Source organism: Boseongicola aestuarii (assembly GCF_900184815.1).
In the GTDB taxonomy this organism is placed as follows: domain Bacteria; phylum Pseudomonadota; class Alphaproteobacteria; order Rhodobacterales; family Rhodobacteraceae; genus Boseongicola; species Boseongicola aestuarii.
On the sequence record NZ_FXXQ01000002.1, the window covers coordinates 356,097 to 374,425 of the forward strand.

An 18,329-nucleotide genomic window follows, 5' to 3' on the forward strand; every position below is an offset into this window, starting at 1 on the left:
GACTAGGCTTCGTCGCGATTGTAAGTTGCCATGGCGGCTTCAACGCCTTCGTTCCAGATTATCTCCAACCAGGCAGAGAATGCTCCGGAAAAATGGCGGTTCTCGACCAGATCGCCATAGTATTTCCGCTGTGAAAGCCAGACTTCCGGCGCGGACTTCGCTTTGAGAGCCGTTGAGTTCAACTCACTCCAGAATGGGTCGTTCGCCGCGATTTCACTACCGTCTTCCCTTTGTCCGGCACACATACGGGCCCAGATTGCCTCGGCAAGAGCTAGTCCCGACACCGATGTTCCCTTGGCGATACCGTCTTTGATCGAGGGAATGACGAAGCCCGGATGCCGGGACGAACCATCGAAAGCGACCCGGCGCGTCGTGTCCACGATACGCGGGTTCGCAAAGCGTTCTTTGATCAACTCGACATAGTCGGACGGCGCCATGCCGGGGACGGGCGCAAGGTGCGGTATGATTTCGTTTTTGGCGACCTTCTCGAAGAAGGCTCCGATTTGTTTATGGGCAAGGCATTCTGCAATTGTCGCGATGGACAGTACTTCGCCCGCGTTCGCGACGATCTGGTGACCACCATTCAGAACGCGGATTTTCATGGATTCGTAATCGTGCACGCGGTCCGTGAACGTGGCACCAACCTTGTCCCACTCCGGGCGACCGGCGCAGAAGCTATCCTCGATGACCCATTGCCGAAAGCTTTCGTGGGTCACGGGCGAGGCATCCTCAATCCCGAGGCTTCGCACCAGCTTCAGTTCGTTCGGCCCAGTCGCCGGAACGATGCAGTCAACCATGGAATTTGGGAAGGTGCAGTTGGTTTCGATCCAGTCAGCCAGATCGCCATCCGCCATGCGCGCCAACGACGTCACGGTTTGCCGCAAGATATCGCCGTTCCCCTGAAGGTTATCGCAACTCATGCAAGTGAAAGCACCGACGCCTTGGTCACGGCGGATTTTCAGGGCTGCAATCATAGCGCCAAAAGCTGTTTTCGGCGTCGAGGGGTGAGCTGCATCGTGCAGCATATCCGCGTGGCTGCTATCAAACCCTTTGGTTGCAGGATCGATGTAATACCCGCCTTCGGTAACTGTCAGTGAGACAATTCTGATTGTCGGGTCCGCCATCTGTGCAATCAGCGCTGCATTTTCTTCCTCGACCGGAACAAAGCCGATCATCGAGCCGGTAATCTCGGCAGAGGTCTCGGTCGGCTTAAGCTCGATCAAGGTCGTGAGGTAATCCTGCGCCATGAGCCTGTCGCGCTGAATGCTATCGCCAGCCCGTACCCCGGCACCGATGATAGCCCAGTCATGAGCCAATCCGTCTTGCATCAGACAGTGCAAATACCACGCCTGATGCGCGCGATGAAAGTTGCCAAGACCGATATGGACCATGCCAGGCTTCAGTTGAGACCGGTCATAGTTGGGGACACGGACAACAAGCGCGAGCGCGTGTAACGTCTCTTGGCTCAGTTTCATTGGCGCGTCCTCCCGCGGTTGATCTTTCATCAGCTCATCCAGTTCCCGCCATCGACATTGTATGTCTGAGCCACGATGTAGTCGGCTTCGGAAGACGCCAGAAACACCGCCATGCCGGTCAGATCATTGGCGGTAGCCATCCGTCCGAACGGAACAGCCTCGCCGACTTCTTTTTTCTTTTGGCCCGGCGCCTTGCCTTCATATTTGGCAAAGAAGGCATCGACTCCGTCCCAGTGTTCGCCATCTACAACACCGGGTGCGATGGCGTTCACGTTGATCCCGTGCTTGATAAGATTGAGACCGGCAGATTGCGTCAGAGAGATGACCGCAGCTTTGCTGGCACAATAGACGGCGACGAGACTTTCTCCGCGCCGGCCGGCCTGTGAAGCCATGTTGATGATCTTACCCTTGATGCCGCGATCAATCATGTGATTGGCGACAGCCTGAAGCGTGAAAAGCGTGCCGCAGACGTTGATATCAAAGACCTTCTGGTACTCGGCTCGGGTAATCTCGGAAATTGGGGCTGCGGTGAAGATCGCGGCGTTGTTGATCAAAACGTCGATCTGGCCGAAGTGCGAGATAGTGCGCGCAATTCCGGCGTCTATGCTGGCTTGATCCGTCACGTCAAAGGCAACTGCAATGGCACGATCGCCAAACTCTTTGTTGATTTCATCAACCGCAACAATTGCGCGCTCGTGGTCGATATCTGCAATCGCGACGGACGCGCCTTCACGCGCATAGGCTCGGGCAAAGGCAAGTCCGATGCCGCGCGCCGCCCCTGTAATCAGGGCCGTCTTTCCTTCGAGACGTTTCATGCAATCCGCAGGCCGTCTGCATCGAAGCGGTGCATTTCTTCGGTGCGCGGGTTCAGGTGGATCGTGTCCCCGTGGCGCAGGCTGACATCCCCAATGGCGCGCACCGTCAGCATCTCTGCCAAACCCGTGTTGTGGATATGGAAGAACGTGTCGGAGCCAAGATGTTCAGCCACGCCGACAGTCCCCGTCCAAGCGCCGCCGCTTTCGACAACGTCAATGTGCTCGGGACGAATGCCGATCGTGGTGGCGTTGTGTTTCGCAGCTTCGTCTCCGGTGATCAGGTTCATTTTCGGGGAACCGATAAACCCGGCCACGAAGGTGTTTCGCGGCGCGCGGTAAAGCTCGAGCGGACTTCCGACCTGCTCGATCACGCCGGCCTGAAGCACAACGATCTTGTCGGCCATTGTCATGGCTTCGACCTGATCGTGCGTCACGTAGATCATCGTTGTCGCAAGCTTCTTGTGAAGCTCGGAGATTTCCATGCGCATCCCAACGCGAAGGGCCGCATCGAGGTTCGAGAGCGGTTCGTCAAAGAGGAACGCCGACGGTTCGCGAACAATGGCGCGTCCAATTGCGACACGCTGGCGCTGACCACCAGAAAGCTGGCCCGGGCGGCGGTCGATATAGTCGGCAAGGTTCAAGACCTCGGCGGCTGCGTTCACGCGCCTGTCGATCTCGGCCGGATCCATCTTCGCCATCCGCAGGGGGAAGGCAATGTTCTTGCGAACCGACATATGCGGGTAAAGCGCATATGACTGAAACACCATCGCAAGACCGCGCTTGGCCGGGACAAGATCGGTGGCATCTTTGCCGTCTATTTCGATATGGCCCGTGGTGATGTCCTCAAGTCCAGCAATCAAGCGCAGAAGCGTGGATTTACCGCAGCCCGATGGGCCGACAAAGACTGTGAACTCGCCATCCTCGATCGTCAAATCAAGTGGTGGAATGACCTGCACATCGCCAAAAGACTTGGTCACCTGTTTGAGTTGGATTTGTCCCATGTGTCAGGTTCCTTATTTAACCGCGCCGAACGTCAGGCCGCGGACAAGTTGTTTCTGGCTAAACCAGCCAAGGATGAGGATCGGAGCAATTGCCATTGTGGAAGCAGCACTGAGTTTGGCAAAGAAGAGACCTTCAGGGCTTGAGTAACTTGCGATGAAGGCGGTCAAAGGAGCGGCATTCACCGCGGTCAGGTTGAGGGTCCAGAACGCTTCGTTCCAGGCGAGAATGAAATTCAACAGAAGCGTGGAAGCAATGCCCGGAATGGCCATCGGAGTCAGGACATAGAGCAACTCTTCCTTCAGTGTCGCGCCGTCCATTCGCGCCGCCTCGAGGATCTCCACTGGGATTTCCTTGAAGTAGGTATAGAGCATCCAGACGATGATCGGCAGATTGATCAGCATCAGTACCACGACCAGACCTGCACGGCTGTCCAGCAGTCCCATCTCAATGAACAAAAGATAAATCGGATAGAGCACGCCGACGGCAGGAAGCATTTTCGTCGAGAGCATCCAGAGCAGAATATCTTTCGTCCGCCTCGAAGGCACGAATGCCATGGACCATGCTGCAGGGACCGCGATGATACAGCCGAGGATCGTTGAACCTCCGGCAATGATGATCGAGTTCCACAGGAAACGACCATAATCGGAACGCTCCATCACGACGCTGTAGTTCTCAAGCGTCCAATCAAAGCCCAGGAAGATCGGCGGTGCGGCAATGGCCTGCGCTTCGGTCTTGAAGCTGGTCAGGATCGTCCAGAGGATCGGAAAGAAGATCAGAAGTCCAACTGCCCAGGCAGCGGTTGTGTTGATCATCTTCCGGCGGGGTGTAACAGAGCGAGCCATGATTATTAATCCAAGTTCTTGCCGACGATCCGCATCAGGAAGATCGCGACTATGTTTGCAAGGATGATGGCGTAGACACCACCGGCGGAACCAAGGCCAACGTTCTGGCTTTCAAGCACACGTTGGAAGATCAGGTAGGACAGGGTTCGTGTTCCAAAAGCGCCTCCGGTTGTCACGAAAATCTCAGCGAAGATCGCAAGCAGGAAGATCGTCTGGATCAGGATCACGATGGTGATCGCGCGGCTGAGGTGTGGCAACACGATGAACCAGAAGCGCTTCACAATAGGTGCGCCATCCATCTCGGCCGCCTCAAGCTGTTCGCTGTCCAGAGACTGCACAGCCGTCAGAAGAATAAGGGTCGCGAAGGGCAGCCACTGCCAGCTGACGATCATGACGATCGCGGGCAGCGAGGCATCTGAAAGCCAACTGACCGGTTCGGCGCCGAAGAACCGCCACAGATGCGCGAACAGTCCGTTCACCGGGTCCATGAACATGTTCTTCCAGACCAGCGCCGAAACGGTCGGCATGACGAAGAACGGTGCGATGACGAGTATTCGCACGACGCCCTGTCCCCACATCGGCTGATCGAGCAGCAGCGCCAGAAGAATTCCGAAGATTACGGTGATCGCGAGAACACCCAAAACGATGATGAGAGTGGTTTGAACTGATGGCCAGAAGGCGCTTGAGGTTACAAACCGGATGTAGTTGTCAAATCCGGCCCAGCCCTGGTCGCCGCCACGCAGCGGCAGGTAGACGCGGAACGAAAACCACAGTGTCATTATGAGGGGAACCAACATCCAGCCCAGAAGCAGGATCACGGCGGGTGCCATCATCAGTCTGGCGGCGGATCGTGAAGCCTTGGTAGCCATTTGGATGTACCTCCTCTGCGAACAGGCGGAGCGATCTCACGCGCTGTTTCAAGCGACAGTATATTTGGGAAGGGTAGTTGTGTCCAAGGGGCGACGGATCGTGCCGCCCCTTGGCTCAGGAGGAAGGCTTAGCGGTAGCCAGCGGCTTCCATGACTTCGGTCGTGATCGCCTGGGCCTTTGCAAGGGCCTCTTCTACGGTCTGCTGACCAGCGTAGGCTGCCGAGAATTCCTGGCTCACTTCAGTTGCCATGCCTGCAAACTCAGGGATCGCGACGAACTGGATACCGACGTATGGCACCGGATCAACAGTCGGATTTGTTGGGTCCGCTGCGTTGATCGAGTCGAGCGTCATCTTCGCGAATGGAACTGCCTGGTACTCAGGAGTTTCGTAAAGCGATGTACGTGCGCCCGGAGGAACGTTCGCCCAGCCTTCGTTAGCCGCAACCAGCTCGATGTAAGCTTTGCCTGTTGCCCATTCGATGAACTGCTTGGCTTCAGCTTCCTGCTGTGTACCGGCAGGAATTGCCAGTGCCCAAGCCCAAAGCCAGTTTGCGCGCTTCTCAACACCTTCTGCATTCGGCGCCAAGGCAAAGCCAACGCTGTCAGCAACGGTTGAATCGGCGCCGGTTACGAAGGACGCTGCAACAGTGGCGTCAATCCACATGCCGCATTTGCCTTGGTTGAACAGCGAGAGGTTCTCGTTGAAACCGTTCGTGGCATAACCTTCGGGACCGTAGTCGTTCATCAGGTTGACGTAGAAGTTCAGCGCATTAGCCCATTCAGGCTGATCGAACTGAGCATTCCACTCTTCGTCGAACCAACGTGCGCCAAACGAGTTGCCTGTGACCGTGATGAAGGCACCGCCCTCGCCCCAGCCGGCCTTGCCACGCAGGCAGATGCCGTTGATCTCGTTCTCAGGGTCGTCCATCGCAGCTGCGGCTTCGCGGATGAACTGCCATGTTGGTGCCGTTGGCATTTCCAGACCAGCAGCTTCCATCAGGTCTGTGCGATACATGACCATTGAGCTTTCACCATAGAAAGGCGCAGCATAAAGCGTGCCGTCGTGTGAAAGACCGTTGCGCATGGCTGGAAGAATGTCGTCCACGTCATATTCTGCAGACAGGTCGTTCAGTGGAACGAGCCAGTCATTCGCGCCCCAAATCGGCGTTTCGTACATGCCGATAGTCATGATGTCGAACTGACCACCTTTTGTGGTGATGTCCGTCGTGACACGCTGGCGAAGGACGTTCTCCTCGAGTGTTACCCACTCGACGGCAATGCCTGTTTCAGCGGTGAATTGGTCAGTGTAGCCCTGCATACGGATCATGTCGCCGTTGTTCACGGTGGCGATGGTGATTGTTGCGGAATGGGCGTCAGCGAACGCGCCGCCTGCTGTGATCAGCGCAAGCGCAGTCGCAGCACTAAAAGTGCTCTTCAAAGACATCCGGTATCCTCCCTAGTTGGATGTTATGGTTAATAGATACCCGGCTGGTAACGCGCCGTCAACATTTTTTTTACGCGCGTAAAGATTTACTCTGTCACGCGGAGTCTCGAAGGATGAGCTTGCCTTCTAGTCTCGTGCTTTTCCAAGGGGATACGTGCCCTTCAATTGCCTCCAGTAAGGTTTCAGCAGCATGTTTGGAAACCGCATCATAGTCGTGAGAAATCGTTGTGAGCGGCGGACAAGTATACCTGGAATTGGGATGTCCGTCCTGACCTGCAACGCGAATCGCACAGTCCGGGGCCCGTCCGACTTTGACACCTTGCTCGTAGCAGGCTGTCAAAAGGCCAATCGCCAGCCGGTCGTTGCTGCAAAGAATAGTGTTCGTGCTGAACTGCTTGTTCGTAAGCGCCTCGTGGCCTCCAAGGCGTCCGATTTCCTCAAACGCCCATCCCTCACCATCGACGGAAATAACCTGCGGCGCGTGGCCAAAAGCCTCCATTGCCTTCAGATAGGCTTGCCTGCGCCGATGCGCATTCGGGTTTGCCGGCGTTTTCATTTCGAAGAAACAGGGTGGCTCGCCGGTACGGCAGAGGTAGTCGGTAATATGCGACGTGAACTGGAAGTTATCCGAACCAACAAACGCAATTCCCATCTCGTCAACGCTGCTGTCAAAAATCAAAGTCGGCACATCATCGCAGAACTTCGCAAGGGCATCGCGGTGGGACGCGCGCCCCAAGGGTGCAAGCAGGACACCAGCGGGCTTGAGTGATCGCAGGTTTTCGAGAACCTCGACTTCCAGATCGGGATCGCCGTGCGCGCTGAAGAGCGTGGGGCGATAACCGGCATCAATACAGCGCTGCTCGAGATTTCTTGCGATCTCTGCGAAATAGGGGTCGGCCAGAAGCGGAACCACAATACCGACGTTCTTGGTCAGCTTGCGGTTCTGGTTCATCGCGAAGATGTTTGGACGATAGTCGTACCGCTCCAGCGCCTTCTCGATCCGCTTGCGTGTCGATTGACGAACGCTTTCGGGATCGTGGAAATACTTCGAGACCGTGGGCCTTGAGATCCCACTGATCGCCGAGAACTCCTCCATATTCTTGATTCTTGCTTCGGGCACAGACGCTCGCTCATCGATAGTTTGCATTTATCTTTTACATATCAAAACAATTTTTTGCGCGCGTCAACATTTGAGAGGAAAAAGCGATATTTGGAGAATTGATTGCGCATGCAAGGACGCCTTTAGTCCAAAGGCTCACGCTTTGGCGGGTCACTAAACACCGACCACCCATAGTCCGTTCCGCTCTTGGGCAAGTCGGATACTTTCAGGTTCCGGGCCATATAAGTCTTTGCAATGAAATTGGCGGTGATTGGTGCTGTCAGGAACAAGAAAAGCGTGATGATCAATTCATGCACGGAAACATGTCCGGTCTTTGCGACGAAATAAACCATCGAAGCGATAAGCACAGCGCCGATGCCAAGCGTAGTCGCCTTGGTCGGTGCATGCAATCGCTGGAGCGGGTCTTTTAGCTTGATAAGTCCGTAAGAGCCGACAAACCCGAAGACCCCGCTGATAACCAGCAAGATCGCGATAATGAGTTCTGCGATAAATGGCATCCCGTCACCTCACTCGATAATGTCGCCGCGCAGCAAGAAGCGGCAATAGGCAACTGTTGAGACGAAGCCGACCATTGCGACCAGCATGGCGGCCTCGAAATATATCGCCGTACCGCGCCCGATACCATAGATCACCAACAGGCCGATAACGTTGATCACCATCGTGTCCAACGCCAGAATCCGATCGGAAGCGTCGGGTCCGACGGCAATCCGCCACAGATCCAGCAGCAAGGCGACCCCGTAGCAGATCGCCGCGAATATTAGGGCAGCTTCAATCATTGGAAGATCTCCTTCAGTCGGCTCTCGTAGCGCGCCTTGATCTCGTCACGCACCGCGTCGGGGTCATCGGTATGAAGGCAATGAACAAGAACACAGCTTCCGTCTGAAGCCAGAGTCGCCGACACTGTTCCCGGAGTCATCGTAATGGTGCCGGCAAGGATGGTGATCGCTTCCGCGGATTTGAGGTCCAGAGGGACCGGGATCCACTGTGTGCGGATATCTTCGTTGCGGCGAAAGAGAATGATCATCGCGACCTGAACATTGGCGACTACGATATCCCAAAGCACAATCAGACAATACTCAGCGACTTTCAGCGGGGCGCGGATTTTCGGGCGATCCGGCCAGTAGGGCGCCGTGATCATAGGGATCCCAATACCAAAAAGTGTGCCAAGAATGACGTGCCCAAGCGTCAGCGTGTTCACCAGCGCCAGCCAGAACAGGATCAGCGTCAGGCTGAGAAGAGGGTGCGGAACGAGGCGTTTTAGCATGGGTCACCCCTCTCCTTCGGGACCAAGGACGGCCGAGATATAGCCTGCCCTGTCAAAAAGCTGCGCCGATGTGCCTTCAAGATAGTTCGACACGGGACCCGCGAACACTGAAAGGCCGATCAGCAGCGCAATCGCGGCCATCGTGGGCGCAATTTCCATGGCGGTCGCAGGCTGCGATGCGGGTTCAGGCATGTCTGTGACTTCGCTTTCTGCGCTGGCAACCGGAACGGACGTCGATTTCCAGAACAGCGTGCTTCCTGCCCGCGCAAAGCCGACGATTGTCAGCAGCGACCCCGCCAGAATCGCGGTCCAGGCCCAGGCAATCGTGCCCGGATCGCGCAGGGAATCGAGGATCAGGAGTTTGCCCAGAAATCCGCTGAGCGGCGGCATCCCGGCCATTGCAATGGCCGCGCCGAAAAAGAGCGCGGCAAAAAGGCCGTTCTGGATCGTCGGGGCCTGTGTCCTGAGAAGGTCTCCGTTTCGACGCGAGACAACGAGATCCGCCATGAGAAAAAGACCGGCAGCTGCGAATGTCGAATGAAGCATATAGTAAAGCGCCGCCGTCATCGCAGTCGGCGAGAACGCGGCAACCGCGACCAGAAGCGTGCCCATCGACCCGACGATTGAGAAGGCAATAAGCGGCATCAGCCGTTTCGCTCCCAGGACACCGAACGCGCCGACGGCAATGGTGACAATTGCTGCGGGGAAAAGCCAGCTTGCAGCCAGACCATCCGTCCCGGGCGTGCCCGGCCCAAAGGCAAGCGTGTGCACTCGGATGATCGCGTAAGCTCCGACCTTGGTCATGATCGCAAAAAGTGCCGCCACCGGTGCCGGGGCGTTGGCATAGGTTGCCGGAAGCCAGAACTGGACCGGAAAGAGAGCCGCTTTGACCGCAAAGACGACCATCAAAAGAATTGCCGCAACCCGGACAAGTGCCGCTTCATCGGCCGGGATCGTCGGCACTTTGGCGGCAAGGTCCGCGATGTTCAGAGTTCCTGTGCTGGCATAAAGCGTGCCCAGCGCGAACAGAAACAGCGTCGAACCCGCCAGATTCATCACAACGTACTGCAAGCCAGCCTGCATCCGCTCGCGGCCACCTGCGTGTATCATAAGGCCGTAGGAAGCGATCAAAAGAACTTCGAAGAACACAAACAGGTTGAAAACGTCCCCGGTCAGGAAAGCGCCGCATATTCCCATCAACTGGAATTGGAACAGGGCGTGAAAGTGCCTGCCGCGCGCATCCCAACCCGTCACGACTGCATGTATCAAGACAACCAGTGCCAGCAGCGAGGTCAGCATAACCATCATCGCGGACAGGCGATCAAGGACAAGCACAATCCCAAACGGTGCAGGCCAGTCGCCCAATCGGTAAACATGCGTTTCGCCATCGCTTGCCAGCATCGTCAGGCCTACGGCAATAGCTACAAGCGTGGCGGTTCCCGCAATCGACGCCACCCGCGCCAGACTGATGTCGTGGCGCATCACGAACCCAAGGATGGGTGCCAGCATGGCCGGCAGGATGACTGGCAGAATGATCCAATGCATCAGGCGGCACCGTCCTTGGTCTCGTTGGTTTCAGCTTCGTCAGAGGCGACGTCGATACGGTCGGTTTCCGCCTCCAGAAACGCCCCAAGACCGATCATGACAAGCACTGCTGTCATCCCGAACGAAATTACAATCGCGGTCAGAACCAGTGCCTGCGGCAACGGATCGGTGTAACTGGCGTCGCCATATTTTGACAGGATCGGTGACATATCGATCGCCAACCGCCCGCTCGCGAAGATGAAGACGTTCACCGCGTATGACAACAAGGCGAGACCAAGAATAACAGGGAAGGTTCTGAGCCGAAGCATAAGATACACGCCTCCCGCAGTCAGTGTGCCGATGGCGCTGGCGACAATAAGCTCCATGTCAGGCCTCCTCCCTGTCGCCGCTGCCCGTTTTTGCAGGATCATAGTCCATGGGCTCGAGGTTCACGGTCTCCCCGGCGTATCGGGCGATCCGCGACAGGCTGTAGAGCATCAACATGACCGCCCCGAGAACCGTCAAAAAGACTCCTAGGTCGAACAGCATGGCAGTAGCGACTTCGAACTCTTCAATGGGTGGCAGGTGAATATAGGTGTAGGAACTCGTCAGGAACGGGCTTCCGAAAAGCCACGATCCGATCCCGGTCAGACCGGCAATCACCACGCCGGTTCCTATCATCGCGTGATACTGGATCCTCTGTCGAGCTTGGGTCCATGCAAAACCTGACGCCATATACTGCATCAATAGGGCAATAGCGATCACAAGACCGGCAACGAAACCGCCTCCTGGTTCGTTGTGTCCGCGCAGGAAGATGTAAAGCCCGACCATTGCCGCCAGCGGCATCAAAACGCGCGTGACAACCACCATCATCAGTGGGTGACGATCGCGCGAGCGGTCCTGAGAATAGTCGACATTCCTCAAGCGCCGTGATGCGGGACCGTCGAGAAGCGCGTGCATGACAGCATAGATAATCAGCCCTGCGATCCCCAGAACGATGATCTCGCCATAGGTGTCATATCCCCGGAAATCGACGAGAATGACATTGACCACATTCGTGCCGCCCCCGCCTTCATAGCTGTTGGCGATATGGAAATCCGAGATCGTGCCGATGTCGCGCAGCATGAAGGCATAGGCCAACCCGGCGACACCTGCCCCGGCCAGAACTGCGATCACGCCATCGCGGATTTTAAGACCCAGCGGGCTTTCCTTGGGCGTCGACTTCGGCAGGAAATGCAGCGCCAGAAGCAACAGCATGATCGTCACGGTTTCGACGGAAATCTGGGTCAGCGCAAGGTCCGGTGCCGAGAGATAAACGAACCCTGCAGAAATGGTCAGCCCGATGACCCCGATCAGCACCAACGCCCGGAAACGGCTGTGATGCATCATAACGACCGAAACCGTCGCGACGATCAACATGAACCACCCAACGGCAATAACCGGAGGAACCGAAAGCAACCCGCGAGTCGGCGCAGCAAGACCGCTCCCGAAGAAGGCGGCGGCACCAACGGCAACCGAAGTGACGACGAATATGGCCAGATACCGGCTGATGGCACCGTTGTGACTGATATCCGTAATCCGGCGCGACAGCCCGGCGACACTGTCAACAAGCCACTCAAAGATCTCCTTGGCCTCGGGGCGCGGTGCGGCGTTCCAGAACCTTTGAAGCGGCGCGTGCACAGCAAGCAGGACGCCACCGCCGATAATGGCAAAAACCGACATGTAAAGCGCTGGTGTGACACCGTGCCAAATCTTCAGATGCGGGTGCAGGTCAGCCCCGGTCACGGCATTTGCGGCTACTGTGACCACGGCTTCTGCTAGGACCGGCATGATACCTATCACCAAGACCAGAACCGCTAGCAATGCAGGCGCGGCCCACATGCCGAATGGCGGATCGTGTGGCTTGTGCGGATAGTCGTCACGTTCGGGGCCAAGGAAGACATGCACGATGAACCGATAGGAATAGGCCACAGACAAAAGCGCGCCAAGTGTCGCAAACACCGGGATCACATAATAGCTGCCAAGCCATTTCGTGTGCGACGCTTCCTCAAGCATCATTTCCTTCGACAAGAACCCGTTGAAAAACGGAATCCCCGCCATCGAAAGCGCCGTGACCGTGCCGATGACAAAGGTGATCGGCATCAGATGCCTTAGCCCGCCAAGTCGCTTGATGTCACGCGTATGCGTTTCGTGATCGACGATCCCTGCCGTCATGAACAAAGCGGCCTTGAAGGTCAGATGGTTGATGATGTGAAAGACCGCTGCAACCGCTGCCGCCTGGGTGCCAAAGCCGAGAAGCATCGTCAAAAGCCCCAGATGGCTGACGGTCGAAAACGCCAGAAGCGCCTTCAGGTCGTCCTTGAACAGAGCAATCACCGCGCCCAGCACCATCGTAACCAGGCCGGTCGTCGCGACGATATAGAACCAGGCGTCCGTGCCAGACAGCACCGGCCACATGCGGGCCATCAGGAAAATACCGGCCTTCACCATCGTGGCCGAGTGCAGGTAAGCGGACACCGGGGTCGGCGCGGCCATCGCGTGTGGCAGCCAGAAATGAAACGGGAATTGCGCCGACTTGGTGAAGGCTCCGAGAAGGATCAGGATCAGCGCAGGCAGATACCATTCCGACGCCCTGATCGCATCGCCCGCGGCAAGTATATCGACCAGTTCATAGCTGCCGACGATATCGCCGAGGATCAGCATGCCACCGATCATTGCCAGCCCACCGGCTCCGGTGACAGCCAACGCCATGCGCGCGCCCTGCCGACCTTCGGGAAGGTGCTTCCAATACCCGATCAACAGGAAGGACGAGAGCGACGTAAGCTCCCAGAAAATTAGCAAAAGCAGTATGTTGCCCGAAATGACAATGCCCAGCATCGCGCCCTGGAACAACAAGAGGTAGGTATAAAACTGTCCCATCGGGTCATCGCCCGAGAGATAAAAGCGTGCATAAAGCGTGATCAGCAAGCCGACGCCAAGGATCATCGTCGCAAAAAGCAGACCAAGACCGTCAAGGAAGAACGAGGCGGACAAACCAAGTTGCGGAAGCCACTCGATTTCCGCCTGAACCACCTCGCCGCGCATGACCGCGGGCGCCAGCATCATCAAAAGGATCAGCGCCAGCGCCGTCGGAACAGCCGTGAAAACCGCGCAAGCCGTGCGGCCAGCACGAATCATCAAGCCCGGTAGAAGTGCGCCAATGAAGGGAAGAAGGGCGATCAGGAACAGAAAATGGCTGCTTTCGCTCATATCTCCATCCCTTGCGTCCCCTTGTTGTTTTGTAATTGGTAACCATAGGAAGAGGCGTTGTAAAATGCCTCTTTTCGATCGCTTCGCCTATTGGCCTCCGGCACATGCTGCCGCTTCTGGTGATCGGGCGTGTGGCTGCCTATGAAAACGCGACATGACTTCAGAACTCGCTGGCGCTCAGATGATTTCATCCTCATCGAACATCGGATCGTCTGCCAATTGCGATGAATGATCGTCCATCGCGTTTTCAGCCTTCTTGACCGACTGTACGCGTGCCAGATGAAAAACGGCGTCGCCTTCGTTAACAACCGGAAGCACGGCGCGGCCAACGATAATACCGTCGAACGGTGCAACGATTGCGCTCTCGGTTTCGCCGAAAGGATCGGATACTAGCCCGAGCAGATCGTCCTTGCGCACCGGATCGCCGTCGGCCTTCAGGCTGCGGAACAATCCCCCCATCGGCGCGCGCAGCCATTTACTGGAGGGACAGAACTGTGACTGACCTTTTGCCGCCGCAACGCCGCGACCGGCAATCATGCCCAGCGATTTCAGAACACGCAGAATACCCGCCTGACCAGCCCGTACCGAGACTTCGTCAAATCTCAGACCTTCACCGGATTCGTATAGCAAAACACGTGTACCCAGTTTCTGCGCCGCTTGCCGCAACGACCCCTCGCGGATCGGAGACTGCATGATGATCGGCGCCCCGAAGGCATCCGCCAGTTTGCGCATTTCCGGATCACCCGGCGAAACGCGTACCTGAGGATAGTTGATGCGATGGATCGCAGCCGAGTGTAGATCAATACCAACTTCGGCCCGAGCAACGATTTCGGTCAGGAACAGATTTGCCAGACGCGCGGCAAGTGAGCCACCCTCGTTTCCGGGAAAACAGCGATTGAGATCACGCCGGTCGGGGAGATATCGAGATCGGTTGATGAACCCGAACGAATTTACGATGGGCACGACGATCAGTGTGCCGCGCATCCCCCGAAGCGCCGAAGACTTCAACAGGCGCCGCACAATTTCTATCCCGATCACCTCGTCTCCGTGCACGCCAGCGCTGACAAAGACCGTTGGTCCGTCCATTTTGCCCTGCACCACATGCGCGGACATTGTAACCGGGGTGTGGTCCGAAAGAGCGCTGACCGGCAGATTGACGGTCCGGCGCTTCCCCGGAGGGATGACCTCGCCACCGATTTCGAATCCGACACGTTTTGACATCAGCCCTTCCCTTTGGTCTTGGTGGCCCCGCGTTTTGCATTCTTTTCAAGGAATTCGATGATCTTACCAGCGACATCGAGGCCCGTCGCGTTCTCGACCCCCTCGAGACCGGGAGACGAGTTCACCTCCATGACGACCGCTCCATGGTTCGCGCGCAACATATCGACGCCGCAGGCATTGAGGCCCATCGCCTTGGCCGCCCGCACCGCCGTTGACCGTTCCTCGGGCGACAATTTGATGAGTTCCGCAGAGCCGCCGCGATGCAAATTGGATCTGAATTCGCCTTCGGCACCGGTGCGCTTCATTGCAGCGATGACACGGCCGCCAATGACGATGGCGCGGATATCCGTCCCGCCGGCTTCTTTGATGAATTCCTGAATAAGAATATTCGTGCCGGTCGCGCGGAACGCCTCGATCACTGACTTCGCAGAGCGATCCGTATCGGCCAGAACCACGCCCAATCCTTGTGTGCCCTCCAGCAGCTTGATGACCAGCGGAGCACCCCCCGCAAGCTTCAGGACTTCTTCGGTCTGCTTCGGATCATGCGCGAAGGTCGTGACGGGAAGGCCCACGCCATCTCTCGCCAAAAGCTGCATCGAACGCAATTTGTCGCGCGACCGACCAATCGCGACGCTCTCATTCAAAGGGTAGACGCCCATCATTTCGAATTGTCGCAAGACTGCCAGGCCATAGAAAGTGACGGATGCACCGATACGCGGGATCACCGCGTCATAGCCTTCAAGCTTCTCACCGTTGTAAAAGACCTCAGGTCGGCGGGACGCGATGTTCATGTAACATCTCAGGGTGTTGATGACATCAATCTGATGTCCGCGCTTTTCCGCCGCCTCGACAAGCCGTTTGTGCGAATACAGATTTGCATTTCTCGCAAGCATCGCAATTTTCATGTGGCGGTCCTTTTCCTATCGGGGGCACCGGCTGATGTCGGCGTCGTCAAATTGCGTTTGCTTGGATTCACCAGGATCGAATGGCGTCGTAGCGCAGTACGACCGACAATCATACGGAACTTCATTTCCGAGCGTTCTGTAAGCGAAAGGTCAATTCTCCACAATCGCGAGGCAATTCGAAGTTTGGTCCGAATGACAATCCGCGTTTCCGGGATCCCGCTGGTATTCTTCACGTCACGCCGTTCAAGGATCGGGCATTCCACATCCGTATCGCGCGCATCGTCATCGAACCGCGTGTGAAAGTGAACCCAAGGCATCCCGTCCCGTTCGAAGGTGACGATTTCTGTCGCGTGAAGCGCAGAGGTACGAGCGCCCGTGTCGATCTTCGCTTTGAGGTTCGTAAGTCCGAGAAGCGGCAGATCAACCCGCTCCTGCCAGCCGACAACGAGCATATGAGTCGTCTCCAGTGTTCGCAATTGCGGGCAATATGGCAGCTTTGCGCGTAATTACAAACCACAGGAGGCTAACCCAGTTTTTGACTTGATTTCATATAGTTGAAGGGAAACTTGGGCGAAGCGGAGGGCCTCACCCGCTCTCAAGAGCCCACTTATCCCAAGTTCGAATTGCCACTGGCCGGGCCATTCCCGAACTCAACCAAGGAACCAGCATTGCTCCATGAAGCCTAGGTGACGCACAAATCCACTCGTCACCAGTACTCCAGCACCTGGGCTGGGCCTCCAAATGGATGACAAACGCGAAACAGTTCTTTGAAAAGCTTTCTGGCCAACGACAGGATCGTGTCCGGTATCCCGTCAAGCCTTTGAGAGAGAACGGCAGTTTTGCTTAGCGCAAGTTTTCGGTTCATCGTAATCCCTGAAGGGATATGAAACGAGAACAAAGACAGGGTCGAATGGATCGGCGGACAAACACGTTAAGGAGATCAGGCGTAAGACGCGGCGACGTCACGAAGACTTCGCTTTCAATGCAGTCACTGCCGCCAAGAAACCGGTCGTTGCACTATCGACGGCGGCCATGCCCGCCAAACCCAAGGAACAGTCATTGTGACCAATACACTCTACGATGCGCTCATCGCACCTCATGCAACCAATGGAGCGGTTTTTCTGACGCTTGATGACGGGTCGCGCGTCACATACGCGGAATACGTCGCCCGAGTGGCGCAATTGGCAAATGTTCTTGGCGATGCAGGCGTGAAGCCGGGCGACAGAGTTGTCGTGCAGGCACCCAAACTTCTGGACACGGTCGCTCTCTATGGTGCCGCGCTTCAGTCAGGAGCGGTCTACCTGCCACTCAATACCGCGTACACCAAAAGCGAGCTCACCTATTTCATCGAGGACGCAGCCCCTGCACTCATTGTCTGCGACGTCAGGGACGAAACCGAAGTTTCAGACGCGGCGCAGAAAAAAACGCCAGTGCTGACTCTGGCGAAAGCCGGTGATGGCACAATTTCACGTAAGGCGAACGGGAAATCCAAGTCCTTTCAAACAGTGCCGCGCGGGCCCGATGACCTCGCGGCACTTCTCTACACCTCGGGCACGACAGGGCGCTCCAAGGGCGCGATGCTGTCCCACAAGAACTTGCTATCCAATGCCGCAAGCCTCGCCGATCTTTGGCACATCACTCGGAACGACCGTTTGGTCCATGCCTTGCCGATCTTTCACACCCATGGCTTGTTCGTGGCGATGAACACATCGCTCCTGGCCGGAGCAGAGGTGCGATTGATGGCGGATTTCGACCTTGATACAATCATCGCGGAAATTCCTGCATCGACGCTTCTGATGGGCGTTCCGACCTTCTACACGCGGCTGCTTGCTGATCCGCGCCTGACCAGGTCCCTCGTCGAGAACATGCGCCTGTTCGTGTCGGGTTCCGCCCCGCTTCTGGCCGAGACCCACACCGCATTTGAAGACCGCACCGGTCACCGCATCCTTGAACGCTACGGCATGACGGAAACCAATATGATCACATCAAATCCCTATGAAGCTGAACGACTGGCCGGCACCGTTGGGTATGCCTTGCCCGGCACCGAAGTTGAGATCACCGACGGCGGCACACCCGTTGCCCCTGGCCAGGTTGGTATGATCGAAGTACGCGGCGACAATGTGTTCCAAGGCTACTGGAACATGCCCGAGAAAACCGCGGAAGAGCTTCGTGATAACGGCTTCTTCATCACCGGCGATCTCGGGGTCAAATCAGAAGACGGTCGCATTTCCATTGTCGGGCGGCAAAAGGATCTGATCATTTCCGGGGGCTACAACATTTACCCCAAGGAAATCGAAGACGTGATCAACGACATCGATGGCGTGGTCGAGAGCGCGGTCTTCGGCGTTCCGAACGCCGACTTCGGAGAAAGCGTCTTTGCGGCGGTCGTCTGTCAGGACCCAAGCCTGTCCGAAGACGATATCGCCTCCAAGGTTGAACCCAAGCTGGCGCGGTTCAAACACCCCAGACGCTATATTCTGAAGGACGCGCTCCCCCGCAACACGATGGGCAAGGTCCAAAAGAACATCCTGCGCAAGACTTATGGCGACAGCGAATAACCGGAAACACCTCAGAGCGCCGGATGCCGCAAAAGGTAAG

At 56.7% G+C, this 18,329-nt stretch carries 17 protein-coding genes; 1 reads left to right on the plus strand and 16 read right to left on the minus strand.

The genetic code is table 11. The annotated features are described in order from the left end of the window. Positions 1-2: 2 nt before the first annotated feature. The 16 genes from BOA8489_RS04735 to BOA8489_RS04810 all read right to left on the minus strand — a co-directional run bounded on the left by BOA8489_RS04735 (position 3) and on the right by BOA8489_RS04810 (position 16,183). Positions 3-1,475 carry a mannitol dehydrogenase family protein gene (locus BOA8489_RS04735; protein ID WP_245813662.1) on the minus strand — a complete coding sequence of 491 codons (1,473 nt, stop codon included), beginning with the start codon at positions 1,473-1,475 and terminating at the stop codon, positions 3-5. Between the two features lie 29 nt (positions 1,476-1,504). Beyond that, on the minus strand, positions 1,505-2,290 hold the full coding sequence (locus BOA8489_RS04740) for an L-iditol 2-dehydrogenase (RefSeq protein WP_093972829.1): 786 nt from the start codon (positions 2,288-2,290) through the stop codon (positions 1,505-1,507). After that, entirely contained in the window at positions 2,287-3,291 is a 1,005-nt protein-coding gene (locus BOA8489_RS04745) for an ABC transporter ATP-binding protein (RefSeq protein ID WP_093972830.1), read from the minus strand. The genes BOA8489_RS04740 and BOA8489_RS04745 overlap by 4 nt, the downstream gene beginning before the upstream one ends. A gap of 12 nt (positions 3,292-3,303) precedes the next feature. Continuing rightward, complete coding sequence (locus BOA8489_RS04750; RefSeq protein WP_093972831.1) at positions 3,304-4,134, minus strand: carbohydrate ABC transporter permease; 831 nt, start codon at positions 4,132-4,134, stop codon at positions 3,304-3,306. A 5-nt stretch (positions 4,135-4,139) separates the two neighbouring features. Continuing rightward, on the minus strand, positions 4,140-5,003 hold the full coding sequence (locus BOA8489_RS04755) for a carbohydrate ABC transporter permease (RefSeq protein ID WP_093972832.1): 864 nt from the start codon (positions 5,001-5,003) through the stop codon (positions 4,140-4,142). A gap of 128 nt (positions 5,004-5,131) precedes the next feature. After that, the gene (locus tag BOA8489_RS04760; RefSeq protein ID WP_093972833.1) at positions 5,132-6,448 is read right to left on the minus strand and encodes an ABC transporter substrate-binding protein; all 1,317 of its coding nucleotides are present in this window, start codon (positions 6,446-6,448) and stop codon (positions 5,132-5,134) included. A 94-nt stretch (positions 6,449-6,542) separates the two neighbouring features. After that, the gene (locus BOA8489_RS04765; protein WP_093972834.1) at positions 6,543-7,595 is read right to left on the minus strand and encodes a LacI family DNA-binding transcriptional regulator; all 1,053 of its coding nucleotides are present in this window, start codon (positions 7,593-7,595) and stop codon (positions 6,543-6,545) included. 95 nt (positions 7,596-7,690) lie between these two features. After that, the gene (locus BOA8489_RS04770; protein ID WP_093972835.1) at positions 7,691-8,065 is read right to left on the minus strand and encodes a Na+/H+ antiporter subunit G; all 375 of its coding nucleotides are present in this window, start codon (positions 8,063-8,065) and stop codon (positions 7,691-7,693) included. 9 nt (positions 8,066-8,074) lie between these two features. Next, a complete protein-coding gene (locus BOA8489_RS04775; RefSeq protein WP_093972836.1) occupies positions 8,075-8,344 on the minus strand; it encodes a K+/H+ antiporter subunit F in 270 nt (89 codons plus the stop codon). Next, the gene (locus BOA8489_RS04780; protein ID WP_093972837.1) at positions 8,341-8,832 is read right to left on the minus strand and encodes a Na+/H+ antiporter subunit E; all 492 of its coding nucleotides are present in this window, start codon (positions 8,830-8,832) and stop codon (positions 8,341-8,343) included. Before BOA8489_RS04780 ends, BOA8489_RS04775 begins: the two co-directional genes overlap by 4 nt. Before the next feature lie 3 nt (positions 8,833-8,835). After that, positions 8,836-10,380, minus strand: a complete 1,545-nt coding sequence (locus BOA8489_RS04785; RefSeq protein WP_093972838.1) for a monovalent cation/H+ antiporter subunit D — start codon at positions 10,378-10,380, stop codon at positions 8,836-8,838. Further along, positions 10,377-10,742, minus strand: coding sequence for a Na+/H+ antiporter subunit C (locus BOA8489_RS04790; RefSeq protein WP_093972839.1), 366 nt, complete (start codon positions 10,740-10,742; stop codon positions 10,377-10,379). The genes BOA8489_RS04785 and BOA8489_RS04790 overlap by 4 nt, the downstream gene beginning before the upstream one ends. Position 10,743: 1 nt before the next feature. Continuing rightward, positions 10,744-13,605: a monovalent cation/H+ antiporter subunit A gene (locus BOA8489_RS04795; protein ID WP_093972840.1), complete on the minus strand. Its 2,862-nt coding sequence runs from the start codon at positions 13,603-13,605 to the stop codon at positions 10,744-10,746. A 177-nt stretch (positions 13,606-13,782) separates the two neighbouring features. Beyond that, positions 13,783-14,826 (minus strand): succinylglutamate desuccinylase/aspartoacylase family protein, encoded by a 1,044-nt coding sequence (locus BOA8489_RS04800; protein WP_093972841.1) that lies wholly within the window; start codon positions 14,824-14,826, stop codon positions 13,783-13,785. Beyond that, positions 14,826-15,731: a 30S ribosomal protein S6--L-glutamate ligase gene (rimK, locus tag BOA8489_RS04805; RefSeq protein WP_093972842.1), complete on the minus strand. Its 906-nt coding sequence runs from the start codon at positions 15,729-15,731 to the stop codon at positions 14,826-14,828. Before rimK ends, BOA8489_RS04800 begins: the two co-directional genes overlap by 1 nt. Then, positions 15,728-16,183 carry an ATP-dependent zinc protease family protein gene (locus BOA8489_RS04810; protein WP_093972843.1) on the minus strand — a complete coding sequence of 152 codons (456 nt, stop codon included), beginning with the start codon at positions 16,181-16,183 and terminating at the stop codon, positions 15,728-15,730. The genes rimK and BOA8489_RS04810 overlap by 4 nt, the downstream gene beginning before the upstream one ends. A 609-nt stretch (positions 16,184-16,792) precedes the next feature. On the opposite strand from BOA8489_RS04810, the gene BOA8489_RS04815 reads away from it, so the two are divergent. Continuing rightward, on the plus strand, positions 16,793-18,289 hold the full coding sequence (locus tag BOA8489_RS04815; protein WP_093972844.1) for an AMP-binding protein: 1,497 nt from the start codon (positions 16,793-16,795) through the stop codon (positions 18,287-18,289). The last annotated feature ends 40 nt before the right edge of the window (positions 18,290-18,329 follow it).